Annotated in this window: 22 protein-coding genes; 9 read left to right on the top strand and 13 right to left on the bottom strand. The window is 45.7% G+C overall.

The genetic code is table 11. The features are described 5' to 3' along the window. Positions 1-112: 112 nt before the first annotated feature. From AC1DXC_RS10190 to AC1DXC_RS10175, 4 genes are all read right to left on the bottom strand, one after another. Positions 113-631 (bottom strand): GNAT family N-acetyltransferase, encoded by a 519-nt coding sequence (locus AC1DXC_RS10190; protein WP_477459041.1) that lies wholly within the window; start codon positions 629-631, stop codon positions 113-115. Between the two features lie 122 nt (positions 632-753). Continuing rightward, positions 754-1,344 carry a hypothetical protein gene (locus AC1DXC_RS10185; protein WP_477459040.1) on the bottom strand — a complete coding sequence of 197 codons (591 nt, stop codon included), beginning with the start codon at positions 1,342-1,344 and terminating at the stop codon, positions 754-756. After that, positions 1,331-1,831 carry an RNA polymerase sigma factor gene (locus tag AC1DXC_RS10180; protein ID WP_133227234.1) on the bottom strand — a complete coding sequence of 167 codons (501 nt, stop codon included), beginning with the start codon at positions 1,829-1,831 and terminating at the stop codon, positions 1,331-1,333. The genes AC1DXC_RS10185 and AC1DXC_RS10180 overlap by 14 nt, the downstream gene beginning before the upstream one ends. Positions 1,832-1,884: 53 nt before the next feature. Further along, positions 1,885-2,412, bottom strand: coding sequence for a hypothetical protein (locus AC1DXC_RS10175; protein WP_477459039.1), 528 nt, complete (start codon positions 2,410-2,412; stop codon positions 1,885-1,887). Positions 2,413-2,469: 57 nt separating this feature from the next. Here AC1DXC_RS10175 and AC1DXC_RS10170 point away from each other — a divergent pair, with 57 nt between their 5' ends. The 6 genes from AC1DXC_RS10170 to AC1DXC_RS10145 all read left to right on the top strand — a co-directional run bounded on the left by AC1DXC_RS10170 (position 2,470) and on the right by AC1DXC_RS10145 (position 7,081). After that, positions 2,470-3,843 (top strand): dicarboxylate/amino acid:cation symporter, encoded by a 1,374-nt coding sequence (locus AC1DXC_RS10170; protein ID WP_477459038.1) that lies wholly within the window; start codon positions 2,470-2,472, stop codon positions 3,841-3,843. A gap of 149 nt (positions 3,844-3,992) precedes the next feature. Continuing rightward, positions 3,993-4,412 (top strand): hypothetical protein, encoded by a 420-nt coding sequence (locus AC1DXC_RS10165; RefSeq protein WP_477459037.1) that lies wholly within the window; start codon positions 3,993-3,995, stop codon positions 4,410-4,412. A gap of 1 nt (position 4,413) precedes the next feature. Further along, positions 4,414-5,103: a tetratricopeptide repeat protein gene (locus AC1DXC_RS10160; protein ID WP_477459036.1), complete on the top strand. Its 690-nt coding sequence runs from the start codon at positions 4,414-4,416 to the stop codon at positions 5,101-5,103. 77 nt (positions 5,104-5,180) lie between these two features. Continuing rightward, the gene (rplU, locus tag AC1DXC_RS10155) at positions 5,181-5,489 is read left to right on the top strand and encodes a 50S ribosomal protein L21 (protein ID WP_477459035.1); all 309 of its coding nucleotides are present in this window, start codon (positions 5,181-5,183) and stop codon (positions 5,487-5,489) included. Between the two features lie 47 nt (positions 5,490-5,536). Continuing rightward, entirely contained in the window at positions 5,537-5,953 is a 417-nt protein-coding gene (rpmA, locus tag AC1DXC_RS10150) for a 50S ribosomal protein L27 (protein ID WP_477459034.1), read from the top strand. Positions 5,954-6,151: 198 nt separating this feature from the next. Further along, entirely contained in the window at positions 6,152-7,081 is a 930-nt protein-coding gene (locus tag AC1DXC_RS10145; RefSeq protein WP_477459033.1) for a sugar phosphate isomerase/epimerase family protein, read from the top strand. A gap of 103 nt (positions 7,082-7,184) precedes the next feature. Here the strand turns inward: AC1DXC_RS10145 and AC1DXC_RS10140 are convergent, their stop codons facing one another. The 4 genes from AC1DXC_RS10140 to htpG all read right to left on the bottom strand — a co-directional run bounded on the left by AC1DXC_RS10140 (position 7,185) and on the right by htpG (position 10,159). Further along, a complete protein-coding gene (locus tag AC1DXC_RS10140; RefSeq protein WP_477459032.1) occupies positions 7,185-7,457 on the bottom strand; it encodes a hypothetical protein in 273 nt (90 codons plus the stop codon). Positions 7,458-7,461: 4 nt separating this feature from the next. Beyond that, entirely contained in the window at positions 7,462-7,965 is a 504-nt protein-coding gene (locus AC1DXC_RS10135; protein WP_477459031.1) for a DUF4251 domain-containing protein, read from the bottom strand. Positions 7,966-7,975: 10 nt separating this feature from the next. Continuing rightward, positions 7,976-8,128: a hypothetical protein gene (locus AC1DXC_RS10130; RefSeq protein ID WP_477459030.1), complete on the bottom strand. Its 153-nt coding sequence runs from the start codon at positions 8,126-8,128 to the stop codon at positions 7,976-7,978. Positions 8,129-8,275: 147 nt separating this feature from the next. Then, positions 8,276-10,159 (bottom strand): molecular chaperone HtpG, encoded by a 1,884-nt coding sequence (gene htpG, locus AC1DXC_RS10125; protein ID WP_477459029.1) that lies wholly within the window; start codon positions 10,157-10,159, stop codon positions 8,276-8,278. Positions 10,160-10,648: 489 nt separating this feature from the next. Between htpG and AC1DXC_RS10120 the strand changes: the two genes are divergently transcribed. Beyond that, entirely contained in the window at positions 10,649-11,374 is a 726-nt protein-coding gene (locus tag AC1DXC_RS10120) for a hypothetical protein (protein WP_477459028.1), read from the top strand. A 105-nt stretch (positions 11,375-11,479) separates the two neighbouring features. Continuing rightward, a complete protein-coding gene (locus AC1DXC_RS10115; RefSeq protein WP_477459027.1) occupies positions 11,480-11,968 on the top strand; it encodes a hypothetical protein in 489 nt (162 codons plus the stop codon). A 134-nt stretch (positions 11,969-12,102) separates the two neighbouring features. Here AC1DXC_RS10115 and aqpZ read toward each other — a convergent pair whose 3' ends face one another. From aqpZ to AC1DXC_RS10090, 5 genes are all read right to left on the bottom strand, one after another. Next, positions 12,103-12,816, bottom strand: a complete 714-nt coding sequence (gene aqpZ / locus AC1DXC_RS10110) for an aquaporin Z (protein ID WP_477459026.1) — start codon at positions 12,814-12,816, stop codon at positions 12,103-12,105. A 279-nt stretch (positions 12,817-13,095) separates the two neighbouring features. Beyond that, on the bottom strand, positions 13,096-13,305 hold the full coding sequence (locus AC1DXC_RS10105) for a hypothetical protein (protein WP_477459025.1): 210 nt from the start codon (positions 13,303-13,305) through the stop codon (positions 13,096-13,098). 73 nt (positions 13,306-13,378) lie between these two features. Further along, positions 13,379-13,909 (bottom strand): NADPH-dependent FMN reductase, encoded by a 531-nt coding sequence (locus AC1DXC_RS10100; protein ID WP_477459024.1) that lies wholly within the window; start codon positions 13,907-13,909, stop codon positions 13,379-13,381. Positions 13,910-14,065: 156 nt separating this feature from the next. Beyond that, positions 14,066-15,442 (bottom strand): sensor histidine kinase, encoded by a 1,377-nt coding sequence (locus AC1DXC_RS10095; RefSeq protein WP_477459023.1) that lies wholly within the window; start codon positions 15,440-15,442, stop codon positions 14,066-14,068. Continuing rightward, positions 15,432-16,790, bottom strand: coding sequence for a sigma-54-dependent transcriptional regulator (locus tag AC1DXC_RS10090; RefSeq protein ID WP_477459022.1), 1,359 nt, complete (start codon positions 16,788-16,790; stop codon positions 15,432-15,434). Before AC1DXC_RS10090 ends, AC1DXC_RS10095 begins: the two co-directional genes overlap by 11 nt. Positions 16,791-17,103: 313 nt before the next feature. Here AC1DXC_RS10090 and AC1DXC_RS10085 point away from each other — a divergent pair, with 313 nt between their 5' ends. Beyond that, positions 17,104-18,363, top strand: a complete 1,260-nt coding sequence (locus AC1DXC_RS10085; RefSeq protein ID WP_477459021.1) for an efflux RND transporter periplasmic adaptor subunit — start codon at positions 17,104-17,106, stop codon at positions 18,361-18,363. Positions 18,364-18,379: the final 16 nt, after the last annotated feature.

Genomic DNA, 18,379 nt, shown 5'->3' with positions numbered 1-18,379 from the left:
TAAAAGGTGCTGTGGGTTTTTAACTTGTCGCGTTCATGGGTTCGTCGTTAATTTCGCGATAGCTATAAATTGAAGTTAATCTGCACATTTGTAATCTGAAATCTGCACATCTTCACAGCTCTTTCTTCATCAGCAAATCCGTCTGTTCATCGCTGCCCAGCATAAACGTATGTTTACCGAATATGCTAAAACCTTTGCTTTCGTAAAAACGGATAGCTCCCGCGTTATGTTCCCATACGCCCAGCCAGATGTAGCTGAATTTAGCGTCTGTTGCCTTTTGGATGGCAAAATCAATCAGTTGCTTGCCTATTTGTTGCCCCTGGTATGCTGTTAAAACGTAAATACGCTCCACCTCCAAAGCATCAGCATCCTTGAATTCCGTTTGGGCGAGATTGTAGTTTAGTTTGATATAGCCGGCCGACTGGCCACCTACCATGGCATAATAAAAGTGGGAGTCGGGGTTGTTCAACTGCGCCTCGAAGCTGGGCAAAGTAAATGCATTTGCAGCAAAGGCATCCATATCTGCCGGGTTATTCAGGTGCGCAAAGGCATCAAAAAAAGTGCGGCGGCTTAGCTCCAGTAAGCGGGCGGCATCGTTTGGTTGTACTCTTTTTATGTCGATTGGAGGCATTGGCATAAACTATCTTCAATATTCGCCGTGAAGATAATATCGAACGCGGAATATCCAACATCAAAAATGATTCATCCGCACATCTGAAATTTGCATCCCGAAGTTTCGGGACACATCCGGGCTCAATCAAACTGGTTCTGCAAACGTACCAGCCTATCAATCATCAGATTCAATTTCTCCTGTTCGCTGGCAAATATGCGGCCCTTGAGGTAAAACGTACAAAACAATAACCAGGCGGCGGTTAGGCCATAGGCGCAAAATTTGAACACCCGCGATGCGCTTTGCAGTACTTCGTAAAAGTATAGGCTTAGACCGATGCTCAGTAACAATACATATAAATAATACATCCAGCCGTAGATAGTGGCGCGGCTTTTTTGGTATTCTTTAAGGCTTTCGAGGTAGGCGGTGGGGTTTATGGTGAAATCCTGTTTGTTGATGAGGCGGTAATCGCGTATCATCATCAGTACATAAATAACCATGGTAGATAATATCAAGGTTATCCCGGCATACGTTACCCACGATTGGAATACGAAGAATAGCATCACCATAGCAATGCCGACTAAGGCCAGCAGCATGCCCGTTATGCTCCAGAATAAATTGGTAGTGAGGCTCTTCATGCCCTTTTTTACCTGCTTCAACACCTCGTCTACCGCAGCCGGCTCCAGTTTTGGCTGTCCCTGCCAAACCATCAATAAATGATCAAAGTCTTTCATAATGGTTATATAATTCTGTTAATTTTTGTTTAATACGATATATCTTCACTCTTAAATTCCCTTCTGATATACCCGAAACATCTGCAATTTCGGGGTACGGCACTTCGTCCAGCACCAGCGTTATTATTATTCTTTCAGACTCTTCCAGCTTAGATATACACTTGTACAGCAAAGCAACCTGTTCGTTCTTTTCAGAGAACTCTTCCCGTTTGTTTTCAGCAATTTGTGGGGTCAGCTCGTCTTTGGCCTGCCGTTTTTCCGAACGGAGGTAGGTTAAGCAAGTGTTCACCGCAATGCGGTAGATCCAGGTTGATATCAGGGCCTGGTTACGAAACTTGTGCAGGTTTTGCCAAACCTTTAAAAAGGTTTCCTGCAGCAGGTCGTTGGCGGCATCATCGTCGCCGGTGTAACCGTAGCACAAATGGAAAATCTTCTTCGAATTGGCTTCATATACTTTCCTGAAAGCTTCTTCTTTGTTATCGGCCACCTGTTAATAGTTTTAGTAGATTTTACGTGTTTGACTAGGGTATGTGGTAAATGTTACAACAGGTAACTTTTTTTATTCAGCCATGGCAGTTTGCTGTCGGCCTCCTCCAAAAGTGCATTGTAATCCTGGCTATAATCAAACTGCAAATCTTCATGCAGCTTGCCTATCGCTGTTTTAAGTTTGTCTAACTGGCGGGTGAGTATCAACCGGATGGGTTTATGCGATGTTAGGCGAATAACATATTGCAGGTAGTTTTGGCAAAAGTTGAGCAATAATTCAATCTCGGCGGGTTTGGAACCGATGAATTTGGTGTATTTGCTTAGCATCTTCAATATCTTGCGCAGTGCCTTGGCTGCAAAATATGCCTGCGACGGTAATTGGCTAAACATAAAGCCGGCTTCGGCTTTTATGCTCTCTATAAAATCCTGCTCGTTATGCGCATCGAAGAGGAGGTAAGCAAGCAACTCTTTGTTCTCTTTTTTATAGCGGATGAGGCGCAGGGCCAAATCGGCAAGCTGCTCCTGCGGCAGGTGCTGTAATTCTTTCTTTATCTGTTGTAATCCGTAGGTGGGAATGCTCATATTAAACTTTCTGCAACATAGTAAATTTCGTAGTTTAGCGGCACTGATCTTAATTAAATGCAAAAAAACAAACTTACCCTGTATATTTTTATAGCACTTGTATTGGGTGTTATAGCCGGCTATATTTACAATGCTACGGTAATAAACGCCATTAATACAAAAATGAGCGCCGCCGAAGCACAGATAAAATCTATCGACCTGCGGATAGCCGCCACCAAAGATACCACCACCGCCGATTTTAAGGCGCTAAAAATACAACGCACAGAGCAGGCAAAAGTTCGCAAAGAAAGCGATACCGCAAGGGAGGATAAGCTGGTTGGCTTTACCGTTTTGAGCGATATATTTTTGCGACTGATTAAAATGATTGTGGCCCCGCTGGTGTTCACCACGCTGGTGGTGGGCGTTGCCAAGGTTGGCGACATCAAATCCGTAGGGCGTATAGGCGGCAAAACCTTGCTTTGGTTTTTGAGCGCCACGTTGGTATCCCTGGCTTTGGGTATGATACTGGTGAACTTTTTTAAACCCGGCGAAGCCATGCATTTGCCCTTGCCCGATAGCCATTTGAGTACCGGCATTCAAAAAACGGCCCTTTCGCTGCGCGATTTTATCGGCCACGTATTCCCCAAGAGTTTCGTAGAGGCCATGGCGAATAACGAGATATTGCAAATCGTGGTGTTCTCGCTCTTCTTCGGCGTAGCCACGGCCGCAATCGGCGAAAAAGGCGAAGTGGTGATAAAAGCACTGGATGCTATTGCCCACGTGATATTGAAGATAACCGGCTATGTAATGCAGTTGGCGCCACTAGCCGTGTTTGGAGCCATTACAGCCATTATAGCTAAACAAGGTTTAGGCATCTTGTCTACTTACGCCATATTCATCGGTGAGTTTTATTTTTCCTTGCTCATATTGTGGCTGGTAATCGTACTGGCAGGGTTCGCTGTACTGCAGAAACGAGCCTTCAACCTGGTGGCCCGGATTAAGGATGCAATGCTCATCGCTTTCAGTACGTCTACCAGTGAGGCCGCATACCCCAAGGTACTTTTGGAGTTGGAACGTTTCGGTTGCAACAACAAGATCGTAAGCTTTGTATTGCCGCTGGGGTATTCTTTTAACCTCGATGGTTCTATGATGTACATGACCTTTGCCTCTTTGTTTTTGGCGCAATCCTACGGCATACATCTGGCTTTTAGCCAGCAATTATCTATGCTGCTGGTGCTGATGCTCACCAGCAAAGGCATAGCCGGAGTGCCGCGCGCATCTTTGGTGGTAATAGCGGGAACTATTTCGCTTTTCAACATCCCGGAGGCGGGCTTGGCTTTGCTGATAGGTATAGATCCTTTATTAGACATGGGCCGCTCCGCTACAAACGTGCTTGGCAACGCTATGGCTACCGCTGTGGTAAGTAAGTGGGAGGGCGAGCTAAAAGATTAGATTTGTGTGTGGTTTATTGAAAATAAAATAGGCAACTTTGCCCGCTTAATTATTTATCCTCTCGAATGAATTCGCTCAAGTCCAAAAAAATATTCATCATCCTCAGCGTTACTGTGCCTTTTATGGTATACTGCTTATATTATTATGGCATGATGATTAAAAACGCCCCGTATAAATATGCCGAATTCCAGTCGATGCAGATACAATATGGGTTTCGCGATAGCCTGCTGAACAAATACGACTCTAAAACCGGCGATTACCAGTACATCAACCGCAGGGATTCTGTAGTGAAAATGAACATGCACCTAAGCAACGATGATTTGCTGTACCTGCACCGCAAAGCCGCCGACCTCGGTTTCTGGGATTTCCCCGAAAACGAAACCAGTAAAGACAGCACGGTGCATGCGCCACGCTATATTATTACGTTTAATTATAAGCGTAAAACTAAAAGGATTGTTTTCGATGCCAATTTCGATGGCCCCGAAAAACTTGTAGATGCTAACCAACGCCTGATAAAAGAAATAAAAGGGCGCCTTAACGATGCAGAACAGAAGCAGAAAAAACAATAACATGAAAGGCATCTTGGTGATATTTTTCCTATTGTTAGGCGGCGCTTGTTTTGCGCAGCAAATAAGCTATGACGATTGGAAACAACAAGCATTGCAAGATATAAGGTTGCTGCCAGAGTATGGGCACGCCGTAAAAACCCCCGGACAAATAGCTGCTGATAAAGAACTTATAGCCACCGAGCTAAGAGAAAACGGCACTCCACGGAAAGCCTCAGATGCCCTGATAAAAGTAGGCTTTTCTTATTTATATAAGGGCGACTTGAAAACGGCGATGTATCGTTTTAACCAAGCGTACCTGCTAGACCCAAACAACGAAAATATCTACTGGGGTTTTGGTGCTGTCTATGGTACATTTGGCGATTATGCGGTCGCTTTGGAGCAATATGATAAGGGCTTGAAAATCAACCCAAACAGCGCGATATTGCTCACTGACAAGGCAACGATCTATTTTGTGAGTTTCCAGCATGAGCAAGTTGCCGACGAAAGTAAATTAGGTACCGCGCTTGCCTTGCTAAATAAATCATTCGCAATAGACCCCAATAGCGAGAATACAGCATTTAAACTTTCTGTTTGCTACTTTTTGACCGGCGATTGCAAAAACGCACGTAAGTTTTATGATGTTTGTAATAAATTAGGCGGAACGCCTATAACCAGCCAATATACCGCGGCACTCAACAGCCAGTGTAAATAGTATTTGGTAAGTATTGCTTTTTTTAAATATAAACCCTATATTTGCACCTCAAAATTTAAAATAATAATTAATCAACAATGTACGCAATAGTAAGTATAGCCGGGCAACAGTTTAAAGTTGCGAAAGACCAGCAGATCTTTGTACACCGTTTACAAGGAGATGAAGGCGCTAGTATTGAATTTGACAATGTGTTGTTAGCAGAAAACGAAGGCAGCTTTAAACTAGGTTCAGACCTGGCAGGCGCTAAAGTATCGGCTAAGATCGTGTCTCATTTAAAAGGTGATAAAGTAATCGTCTTCAAAAAGAAAAGAAGAAAAGGTTACCAGAAAAGGAATGGCCACCGCCAGCAGTTTACCAAGATCGAGATCACCGGTATCACATTATAATTAAATTTTAACCGAGCCGGTAATCGACTCACAAAAGAAATTAAGAAATGGCACACAAAAAAGGGGCCGGTAGTTCAAGAAACGGCCGCGAATCACATAGCAAGCGTTTAGGTATCAAAATTTTTGGTGGCCAGCCTGCAATTGCTGGTAACATCATCGTTCGTCAGCGTGGTACCAAGCACAACCCGGGTTTAAACGTAGGTATCGGTAAAGACCATACCTTATTCGCTTTAACCGCAGGGCACGTAGTATTCAAAAAGAAAGCAGATAACCGCTCATACGTATCTGTTATCCCTTTCGAAGCTATACCTGTAGCTGAAGATTTAGCACCTGTTGCTGCTGCACCTGTTGCTGCTGCACCTGTTGCAGAGGTAGAGGTTGCCGAAGAAGCACCAAAAGCAAAAAAAGCGCCTAAAGCTAAAAAAGAAGAAGCTGCAGACGCTGAAGAAGCATCAGCTGAGTAATCAGTTTTAGCAAAGCATAATATCAGGAAGCCCTGTATCGAAAGATACGGGGCTTTTTGCATGATAGATATCCCATCTCAAACCTCACGTCTCATATCTATCATCTAAAAATACGATTGCGTATAAAAGACACAATAATTTTTTTTATTCGATTTAATTGATTTAGATTTACTTACCAACTAAACAAAACCAATTAAGATGAATTCAAACAGGCGCAATTTCTTAAAAAGCACAGGTACGCTGGTGCTTGGCGGCATAGCCTTATCGGGCAAGGCAGCTTCTCTTTTAAACTTTAAAAGCAAGCACGCTGTGGGCATACAGCTGTTCACATTCTTCAATGTGATGGATGCCGATGTTAAAGGCACGCTGTCTAAAATATCTGCAGTAGGGTACAAGGAGATAGAATCGGCCTTCAGTAAAAAAGGCGGTTACTATGGCTTAAAGCCAAAAGAATTCAAAGCGATGGTAAATGGCGAAGGCCTTTCATGGAAAAGCCACCACGTGCTGGGTGCGCCGTTTAAATTGCCTCCGGGTGCAAAAATGCCTACTATGCCCGATGGTAAACCCATGACGTTGCCGCCTATGCTGAACCTGCGCGATAACATGCAGCAACTGGTAGACGAAGCCGCCGAAGGCGGTGTAAAGTACCTGGTGTGCGCAAGTACGCCCATTACTTCCCTTGACGAAATTAGACTTTCTATCGACACCTTGAACAAGAGCGCCGAACTGGCTAGCAAAGCCGGTTTGCAGTTTTGTTACCATAATCACGATGCAGAGTTCCACGAGGTGGAAGGCAAGGTGCCTTACGATCTTTTCCTTACGGAAACAGACCCCAAATACCTGAAGTTCGAACTGGATCTGGCCTGGGCTATTAAAGGCGGTAAAAATCCGGTTGATATGTTTGCACAGCATCCGGGCCGTTTCCCGCTGTGGCATGTGAAAGATTTAGACGCAGCGCGTGTAGAAATTTTGCCCGTAGGTAGTGGCACAATCGACTTCAAACCCATCTTCGCGGCAGCAAAATCAGCAGGTATGCAGCACTTCTTCGTAGAGCACGATATGCCTAAAGACCCTTTTGCCAGCATGGCCAGTAGCTTTAGCTACCTGACTAAGAACCTGATTGCTTAACAGCATTACTTAACGGGAAATCCCTCACGAAGTAATCCTCAAAAGATGCTTGGATGCGCAAATATTAAGCCCTTCTCCGAAAAAAGAGAAGGGCTTGATATTTTTATCGTAAATAGTCTTGCACGAATTTGTCGTTGCTGATGGCACCTATGATAAGGCTTAATATTTTCCTCGCAGGCGCGTCGTTCGCAACCGAGGTTGAATTATCCTCCAGCTTATCCAGGTAACTTATCGCCTGTGCCTCGTCATCAAATAACAATATAATATCGCCGTTGATTTCTATGTCCGTACCGTTCGGTGGATGAGGAATTCCGTAGAGTTCGAAAGTTTCCTGCGTTATTTTTTCTTCCCCAGCCGGGATGTCGATTCTTATCATGGTTTTATATTTTGGGTTTGGGCACTTCTTTTATATAGCCCGTAAAACGTATCATTTGCCGGTTTACGCTTTGCACGGTTAAGCCGGCACCGCCGTTTGCAGATACATCCAGTATCATTTGTTGTGTGTTTTTGTTGTCCTTCGGCTTGATGTACACAACGTAGCCGCCTTTCTTCTTTTCTTCCAGTTTGTAGTCGAACCTGGTAGAGGTGAACTGTATGCCCGCATCGGCGCTGTTGTTATAAGCCGCGTTGAAATATACTACGCCGAAGTAAGGCAGGTACGATACCAGGGTATCTTGCGCTACCTTCAAATCGTAATCGCTGGTGAGGTATTGTTGTGCACCGCCCATGGGGTACATAAATTCGGCCTTAAAAATGTAGTTTTTCGATTCGATGAGCTGCTTTACTGCCGCCAGCTTTTCGGCTTTTTTATCTTGCGCCAGGCCTGTTTGGGTAATCGAGGCAACTATTGCCAGCCCGAAACATATTTTGATTAAAGTTTTCATTGCTAATCAATTATGGTATAAATGTAACGCTTGTTTGTTGTATAACCGTATAGTTGTCTATAAGTTTAAATATTATAGGCAAGCCGGTTATTTTAGACTGCCGGGCTGCCGGTTGGTTTAAGCCCGCCGGGCCGTACACCTTTAGTTTGATTGTTCTGTTCATCGTTTCCTTTTTTATATACGTAGGATGCACGGGGAGAGTAGATTCCATAAGCAAACCGGAAAACAATTTTACGGGTAACAAAAAAGCCGCCCTTTTTGAGGACGGCTAGTGCTTTTCAAAAGCTCCCCCTTCAGGGGGTTGGGGGGCTTAGATAAGACTTACGCTCCTGTTCACAAACTCGGTCAGTTCTGCACCGGTTAATAAACCTTGCGAAAGCAAAGCCAAATCGAATGCTTGTTTAGCTAACTGGGCCTGTACATCAGTGTTCTCGTCGGAAAGGATTTTAGAAATCAGCTTGTGGTTGCCGTTTACGATAACGTTGTAATTATCGGGCATGCTGCCGTAGAAACTCATACCGCCGCCCATGGCTGCCATATCTTTCATACGGCGCATAAACTCGTCCATAGTAACGGTTACCGGCAACTCATCCGGGCTAAGGCTTTCCAGCTTCACCTTATACGCGGGCTTGTTGATAGCCTTATCGAATATCTCTTTTACTTTGGTCGATTGCTCTTCTGTCAGTACCGATTCTGGATTCTCGTCTTTCTTAATTAGCTTATCAGCAACATCAGCGTCTACACGTTTTAATTGTGTTTTCTCTAATTTCTGTTCCAACTGACTAATGAAGTGCGTATCTATCGGCGAGTTCATCACCATTACATCGTAACCTTTTTTAGTGGCCGACTGGATGAACGCGTCCTGCTTCTCAGGGTCGTTGGTGTAAATGTACACTACCTGGCCGTCTTTATCGGTTTGGGTAGCTTCAACTTTATCCCTGTACTCGGCAAGGGTGAAGTTTTCTTTCTTGGTGTTGCTCACCAAAACATAGTCTTTCGCCTTATCGTAGAATTTATCTTCGCTGATCATGCCGTACTTCACAAACAGGCCAATATCGCCCCATTTTTCTTCGAAGCCTTTACGGTCTGCTTTAAACAGGTCGGCAAGCTTATCAGCTACTTTTTTGGTGATGTAGGTGTTTATCTTCTTAACGGCGCTATCAGCCTGCAAAAAGCTACGCGACACGTTCAACGGGATATCCGGTGAATCGATAACACCGTGCAGCAACATCAGGAATTCAGGCACGATATCTTTCACCTCATCGGTAATAAACACCTGGCGACTGAACAATTTGATCTTGTTTTTGGTGATCTCGAAATCGTTCTTCAGTTTAGGGAAGTACAATACACCTGTTAAGTTGAACGGGTAGTCCACATTCAGGTGGATCCAGAATAAAGGGTCCTCGCTGTAAGGGTAAAGCTCTTTGTAAAACTTCAGGTAATCTTCATCCTTCAGTTCGCTTGGCGATTTTGTCCAGATAGGCGTGGTATCGTTGATGATGTTATCCGTTTCAACCGATTTGTATTTTGGTTTGCCTTCTTCGTCCTCGCCGTCTTCTTGCTCTTGTGTGGTAGTACCAAACTTGATAGGCACTGGTAAGAACTTAGCGTACTTATCCAATATACCCTGCAATTTGTGTTTATCCAGAAACTCTTCGCTTTCGGCGTTGATGTGCAGGGTAATTTCGGTACCGCGTTCAGCCAGGCTGCCTTCGCTTATCTCGAATTCGGTGCTACCGTCGCAGGTCCAGCGGGCAGGTTCTGCGCCTTCCTGGTAGCTTAGGGTTTCAATGTCTACACGGTCGGCCACCATAAATGCCGAGTAAAAACCAAGCCCGAAACGGCCAATGATCTCATTGGCATCTTTAGCTTCCTTAAATTTCTCAACGAATTCGGTAGCACCCGAGAAAGCGATTTGGTTGATGTATTTTTTTATTTCTTCGGCTGTCATCCCCAAACCGTTATCAGATATGGTGATGGTCTTTTTGTCTGCATCAAAAGCTACTTCCACACGCAGGTTGCCCAGTTCGCCGTTGTACTGCCCTAATGACGCTAAACGTTTTATTTTTTGCGTAGCATCCACGGCGTTAGAAACCAGCTCGCGCAGGAATATCTCGTTATCAGAGTATAAAAACTTCTTGATGATAGGGAAAATGTTTTCGGTGTGTATCGAAATAGATCCTTTTTCTTGCATTGTTTTATGATTTTAGAATTACAGTATAGTTTACGATAGGGAGTTAACAACAGCCGTTCCAAAAAGGGTAGGAGTGACGAATTGGCAGAGGGGCGGATGTGCAAAAACCACCGCGTCATTGAGGAACGAAGCAATCCCTACACGGGCAGAGCTGCTGTGCATCGCTACGGCGCTTCACCACCGCGTCATTGCGAGGAACGAAGCAATCTCTACGCAGGCAGAGCCGCTCTCTATTAACCGGGATTGCGGATATGCAAATTACTTGTAAAACAGGGCCTGTGCTGCTATCTTCCGCTAGCCCCGCATTCCCTCCAAGCTGCCGGTAGAAGCAGCTTTCCGTCCAATCGGGTTTAGGTTACTTCCGTCCGTCCGTTTTCGGGAGCGGAATTGCGCGGACAGGGTGGACAGTAGCCGTGGGTGAGGTTTTCGTATTTCCTGGTACAGATAAACTTTTATTTACTACTTTTAAACGCCTTATCATAAAAGCAAATGAAGAAGATAATATACCTGCTGTTGCTTGCCGTTTTAGCCACCGCCTGCACTCATCCTAAACCAACATCTGCCGAAAAACCAAAACTTAAGGATAGCGTTGCAGTTGCCGATACTTCTTTTTTGGCCGATAAAAATTTCGTTTACTTAAATCTTAAAAATACCGAGGATGTAAGAATGGTCGACAGGCATTTTGAAGGAGATACCGTTGACTATAATGCATATACCGATTCTACTTTTAAAAGAAAGTACGTAATGCTAAATGGCAGCCAAAAGGTTGCATTATTAATGAAATTCTTTTCAAAGGATATTGGTGCTGCCAGTCCCGAATATCTTAAAAAAGGTATGCAAGCCTGGTTTATAGCTAAGCAGCCCCAAATAGGCGGACTGCAACCTATTATTGTTTCGCTGCAAGGCGACGATTACGGTGCGATGGTAATGGTTCTATTGGATAAGAATAACAAAGTTGTCAGCAGCTTTAAATTGACTGAGGGCTTTGAACCCGGGCCTACCGAGCAAGGAGATTCTATAATGATCTTGCCCACCGTTAGGGAGTCCATTTTAAAAGGCAATGTGATAATTACCAAAGAGGTTACCCAAACTGATTTTGCAGATTCTTTAAAACGGCCTTCCCCGGTCGATTCAAACCTGTTTCAAACGGTTATTGATAAGTCGGGTAAATTCAAAACCAAGCAGATTCTGAAGGCAAAGTACACGGTGCCATAAGTGCCCAGTAACTAATGGAAGTGGTCGCATTGACGAGCAGGCGTGCAGATGATTTTTATTTGTTATTTTTAAGGGCCTTATCAAATAGCTAAGAAAATATAACCAATGTTTTATTTCAAGAAAGTTTACATTACAAATCTCTCGAAAACGGAAGTAGAAGGTTTGCTTAGGAAAGCCTCGTTAAAGAGAGTAAATTCATTAGATTTGACGTCTGCCAGTAGCGATGTGGGGAGCGATAAACTATTTCTAGGTTATAATGGGAAATCCGCGTTGTTCCTTACCCGGCTCCATACCTCTTTAGAAAACTTTCTACCTAAAGTTATCATAAAATTACCGCTGGATACGGACGAATGCTACTATCAGTTACGGCTAAAAGGGCTATCAGCTGTTATATCTATAGTGCTCGCATTAGTTTTGGCGTTTGCGCTATTTCAAACTTCCACTGGTGAAGCAAGTATTGATGCGCTGCTGACAATGTTATTGATTTGCGTCATATTCTCCGGACTTCTGCTTTTAGAGATAAAAATCACTTCTACCCGAATCAACAAAGCACTAAGTCAACCGCTTGCGCCAACTACTTCACAGCCCTCATAATTTCGCTCTCCCCATCCGTTATTACTCTTTCCGCGCTAGCCGTCAACCGTACAAACTGCACCGGCAAAGCCAAACTACCGCAAACACAAAGCCCCCCGGCTCATCACCGGAGGGCTGCTGAAAAATCCATTTCCTTACTTCCGCTCAAGCAGATAGCGCCAGGTTAGGGCACTCAATATACTGCCTACGATAGGTGCAGCGATAAACACCCATACCTGGCTGAGGGCCTGCCCGCCAACCAGCAATGCCGGGCCGATGCTGCGGGCAGGGTTTACCGATACGCCGGTTACCGATATGCCCACGATATGGATAAGCACCAGGCTTAAACCAATGGATAAGCCCGCGAAGCCGCCATGTATATTTTTTGTAGATGTTGAACCAAAAATAACGAACAGGAATATAAAGGTGAACACCAACTCTGCCACAAAGCCCGCCTGCAAGCTATAACCAGCTGGCGAGCCTGCGCCAAAACCGTTTTGCCCAAGTCCACCCGTGTCGATGCTGTAACCAGCTTTACCGGAGGCGATAAACAACAGGATAGCCGCACCTGCAATGGCGCCCAGTATTTGGGCGATGATGTAAATTATAGCCTCGGTCAGCGTCATACGACCGGCAACCACCATGCCTATTGATATAGCCGGATTGATATGGCAACCCGATATGTGCCCTATCGCATAGGCCATTGCAACAACCGACAGGCCAAAAGCAAAGGATATACCCAGCAGGCCAACGCCACCCACTGCGGTTGTACCGCTTGCTCCAGCTAATACTGCGCTACCGCAGCCCATTAATACCAACACCAGCGTGCCGAAAAATTCGGCAAAGAATTTTGAGGGATTTGTTTTCATTGTGTTTAATTGAATAAGTTAACAGGGTTTATATTAATACAGGTAAATATATTATTATAGTTACATATAACATACCGCCAAACGTAAACGCTTTATTAAATTTTTATGCTGATATGCGGAGGGTTGTATTTTTACGACGAACGAAACGGCGAACCAGAACTGGAAATTTATAGCAAAAATAGCTGCGATTGTTGTAAAGCAGTTCCTGTGCTACTATCTCCCGGTAGCCCCGCATTCCCTCCAAGCTGCCGGTAGAAGCAGCTTTCCGTCCAATCGGGTTTAGGTTGGTTGGGTCTGTGCGCTTTTCGGAACCAGAATTTTTACGAACATAGTAAATCCGGATGCACCAGCCCAACAAGCCCGCTCCTTATCGGCCTTGACCTGTTCGGCAACCACAGGCACTGAAAAAGCACTGACGCTAAAAGAACAGGGCGCAGCCGAGAGTTTTTTTTTGGTTACTTTTCTTTTGCGGAAAAAGAAAAGTGACATCCACAGGCCTGGCATAACTTACTGCACAAACCTAACAAAGCACAAAACGTTCAGTAACTGCAAACTCAAATCCTTAACCAACCGCCTTAACCAAACCTTCCACAACCCTCTTAACCTCATCCTCCGTTTCCTTATCCGTTATCACACCATCCCCATTAATTTTCGACCTGATAAATGGTATCAGCAAAGTAGCTTCGGGCATAACGTTGGCAGACAATGCCCCTAATATCAGCTGCATAGCCGCATGCGCCGTTTCCCCGCCAAGGGATGCGGTAATAAGCGCCACAGGTTTATCAACAAAGCTACTGCTGCTCACCATCCAGTCCAGCGCGTTTTTAAGCTGACCGGGTACGCCAAAAGCATACTCGGGCGTGCAGATGATGATGGCATCGGCACCGGCGAGGTAGCCCCTTAATTCGGTTACTGCTTCAGGCGGGTGTTCGTTATCTAATCCCGGGTCGAAAGGAGGAATGGCGGCAAGGTTGTCATAGACGAAGTAGTTTACATCAGCAGGCAGCAGCTTCCTGATGTGGTTTAATATCGCGTGGTTGGATGAGCCCGCCCGCAGGCTGCCGGATATGGCGAAGATGGATTTCTTGGTCATTGATTTATAAAACTTGTCATTGCGAGCGATAGCGCGGCAACCTCATAGGACATTTAGCGAATTAGCTCAGCAACGGTGCTTGTCCTATGAGGTTGCCACGTCGCCCCAGTGCGTTACCCCGTGCTGCTCCTCGCAATGACATTGGGGTAAGTGGCATCAGGCGGAAGGGGCCGTTGCCGGCGGGCTCAGCGTCAATAAAAACGACGAACCTTTTCCCTCGGTTGATTGTACCTGTATATTCCCTTTGTGCAGCAACATTATCTGCTTGCAAAGGCTGAGGCCAATGCCGCTGCCGGTTTTGCGGGTACTAAAGAAGGGGATGAAAATCTTATCCAGCAGTTCGGGCGGCATGCCTGCGCCGTTATCCATCACTTTTACGATGATTTTGTTGCTGCCTTGTACTTCGGCGGCAAGGGTAATGCGTGGTTCGGGGCGGTCTTTTACGGCTTCTATGGCGTTTACCAGCAGGTTTATCATCACCTGGTCAAGCAGGTTGATATCGGCCTCTATAGCCAGGGCAGGGTCGCGCAGGATGATATCCAGCTCGATGTGTTTTTTCTCTAAAGTAGGGCGCATCAGGCTGTTGAGGTTCTCGAACATGTTGCGCACCAGTATTTTGGTCAAATCCAGCCGGGTAATTTTGTTGAGACTGCGGTAGCTTTCTGTAAATTTAAGCAGGCCCTCGCTGCGGCGTTTGATGGTATCTATGCCAAGCTCAATGTCTTCCAAATCCGATGCATCTATGCCGCCGGTTATCTCGGGGCTTTTCAGGCGGTTCTTGAGGGTGTCGGCAAGGGACGAAATAGGCGCAACCGAGTTCATGATCTCATGCGTCATTACGTTCAATAGTTTACTCCATGCCTTCGACTCCGTTTCGTCCAAAGCCTCGCTTACGTTTTGGAAGGCCACCAGCTTATACATTTTATCGTCGCTACGCATAATACTGGCCGAAACCAGCATTTTTACCTGCTGCTGGTTGCGCGTAACGCTGAAAACCTGGGCATCGCCGGGCTTAAGGCCGATGATGTTGTTGTACAGTTCGGGTTCGCGTTTCTCCAGGGAGTGGATGGTTTTTAAGTACGGCACGCCGATGAGGTTTTTGAATGCCTCGTTTATCCAGCCGGTTTCGCCCGTTTCCTGCTCGTAGCTCATCAGGCCGGTATCTACCAGTTCCAAAATCTTTTGCAGGTAATGGTATTGGGTTTCGCGCTCGCGGCTGATGAGCTTAAAGGTGGTATTGATTTCGTTGAAGCCCTTGCGCAGCGGTTTTAGTTCGTTAGGTGCCCGGCGCACATCAAAATGGCGGCTAAAATCGCGGTAGTGGATAGATTCTACGAATTGGTTCACCTCATCCTGCGCCTTGCGCTGGAAACGTATCAGATCGAGCACCGAGAAAACCACCATCGGGATGGTAAGCACGCCATAAATATAATTGGCCCTGCCCGCTACAACTACCATAGAGGTAGCCGTAATGGATATGAAAAGGAAAATTACCCGCAGCGTAAGCCGCCATTCGTAACGGTTAAATGTCATACTTGCTCAGTCGGCGGTAAAGTGCGGTGCGTGTTAAACCCAGTTCTTTTGCGGCGCGGGTAATGTTGCCGTTATGCTTTTCTATCACGCGGAGGATGGCGTTCTTCTCCATGGCGCTCAGCGGGATGTTGCTGTCGTCCTCCGTAAGGGTTTCGCCGGGCGTTTCCAGTATCGAGAAGATGAGGTCATCTGCACGTAAGATATGCTCGTCGGCCATAATTACCGCCCGCTCTATGGTGTATTGCAGTTCGCGCACGTTGCCCGGGAAGTTGTACGACCTCAGCTTGTTCAAAGCGGTGTTGTCGAAATCTACGCTCGGTTTTAGGTATTTGGTGGCGTACAGTTTGGCAAAATGGCGCGCCAGTATCACAATATCCTCGGCACGGCGGCGCAGGGGCGGCATGTTTATCTCAACGGTGTTTATCCGGTAAATCAAATCCTTGCGGAACTTGTTCTCGTTGGCCAGTTCGGAGAGAGGCACGTTGGTGGCGCATATCAGGCGGATATTGATATCTATAGCCTTATTGGTGCCCAGGCGCGTTACCTGCCTGTTTTGCAGTATAGTGAGCAGTTTAGCTTGTTGCTGCAGGCTGATGTTGCCAATTTCGTCCAGGAAAAGGGTGCCGCCCTCAGCTTCCTCAAAACGGCCCATGCGGTCTTCCCGTGCATCGGTATAGGCCCCTTTTTTATGGCCGAAGAGTTCGCTCTCGAAAAGGCTATCTGTTAATGCACCTACATCTACTTTGATGAAGGGTTTATCGGCACGCAGCGAACGCTCGTGTATGGCTTTCGCCATCAAATCCTTGCCGGTTCCGTTCTCCCCCAGTATCAAAATATTGGCATCGGTAGGGGCTATTTTGTTCACCTTGTGGAAGATATCCTCCATCACTTCCGATTCGCCTAGGATTGAAGTGCCAGCGTTGCTCTTGCCCGATGGCTTGCCGGCTTTGCTGGTGCCTTCTCTTTTATCCAGCAGGTCCTTTATCGTCTCTATCAGTTTCTCGTTGTGCCATGGCTTCACCACAAAATCGTTGGCGCCCTCTTTAAGCGAACGCACCGCCAAATCGATGTCGCCATAAGCAGTTATCATGATAACGCATACGTTAGGCTTCCATTCTTTTATCTTGCGCAGCCAGTAGATGCCCTCGTTGCCGGTATTTATAGCACTGTTGAAGTTCATATCCAGCAGTACCAAATCAACCTGGTTGCGTTGCAGCAGCCAGTTAAGGTTCTCGGGATTTTTTTCGGTAATTATTTCCTGGGTTTCGGTCTTAAGCAATAACTTAACAGCCGTTAGTACGTCTGGGTCGTCGTCAACAATTAAAACGGTCGCTTTTTTTAATATCATGTCAGTTCGGTAGTTGAATGGTTCATTAGTTTATTCGTACGTAAGTGTACGCATAAAATGCACCATGCAATTTAGTATTTGCATGTTAAATATCATACCATTTATAGTATAATAGCTATAGTATTGATAATCAACTATGAACTATAAACCGGCAACTATTACCTTTAAAAAAGCATTGTATCAATACCGAACACATGCTGTAACAATAGCGTACGGTGCAATTTAGCTAAATGGCGTTAATTGGCTGAAATACAGCAAATTAATTTGTGGCACATGTTTTTGTATCTATCAACAAAATATTAAGAATTATACAGTGGACAGAGTAATACAAAAAAAGACCTGGGGTACCAAAAGAATTGCAACTATAGCAGGTATCACCGCAGCCGTACTATTTGGCGCTTACCTCATCGTAGGCGCAGCATCCGGAAAAAGGAAACTGAACGTGGATACCGAACGTATCACCGTCAGCGAAGTTAAGAAGGGCCCGTTCCAGGATTTTATACCGGTTAATGGCGTGGTAATGCCTTACACCACCATTTACCTGGATGCAGTAGAAGGCGGCCGCGTAGAAGAGAAATATGTTGAAGACGGTGCGAACCTGAAAAAAGGCGACCCGATACTGAAACTAGCTAATACCGACCTGGAACTGAACCTGGCTAACCAGGAAACACAGGTGTACGCAGCACAAACACAGATGCAGATATCGCATAACAGCGCACAGCAAAACACCATTACCAAGCTTAACCAGATGGCCGATGTTGATAATGCATATAAGGAAGCCGAGCGCATTTACTTACTCGATAAAAAACTTTACGACCAGAAAGCCATTGGTCTGCAGGAATTCAAGGCGGCTGAAAATGCCTACAACTACCAGATAAGGCGCAAAAAACTGACTATCCAAATATTGAAGCAGGATACCACCCTAACCCGCCAGGAAGAGATACAGGCCCGAGAGCAATACGCTCACATGAAAAACACGCTGGAGCTGATGCGCAAGAAAGTGGCCGACCTTACCGTACGTGCACCTATAGACGGGCAGCTTACTTCTATGGATGCCGAAGTTGGCCAGAACAAGAACAAGGGTGAGCACCTTGGGCAGATAGATGCCCAGAACGGCTTTAAGGTAAGGGTTGATGTAGAAGAACATTACCTGAGCCGTATTTACAACGGCCTGATGGGCGATTTCTCCTTTGCTGGTAAAACGTATAAGCTGGTGATAAAGAAAGTGTTTACGCAGATTGTTAGTGGCCGTTTCCAGGTAGATATGCAATTTGTAGGCGAGGTGCCAAAAGGCATACGCAAGGGCCAAACTTTACAGATACGCCTTGCTCTTAGCGACGAAACTACCGCTATACTGGTGCCTAAAGGTGGCTTTTATCAGCAAACCGGTGGCAACTGGATATTTAAAGTTGCCGAAGATGGCAAGTCCGCGTACAAGGTTGATATACGTATAGACAGGCAAAATCCCGATTATTACGAAGTGCTGCAGGGCCTAAAACCGGGCGACAAGGTGATAACCTCAAGCTACGAGAACTACGACGGAATACAGGAACTGGTGCTGAAGAAGCCTTAAGGGCTTCTCACCGAGT

This window comes from Mucilaginibacter sp. P2_D11, assembly GCF_056404435.1.
Note: the sequence above shows the minus strand (reverse complement) of the source record. Positions and strands in the feature narration are given on the sequence as shown.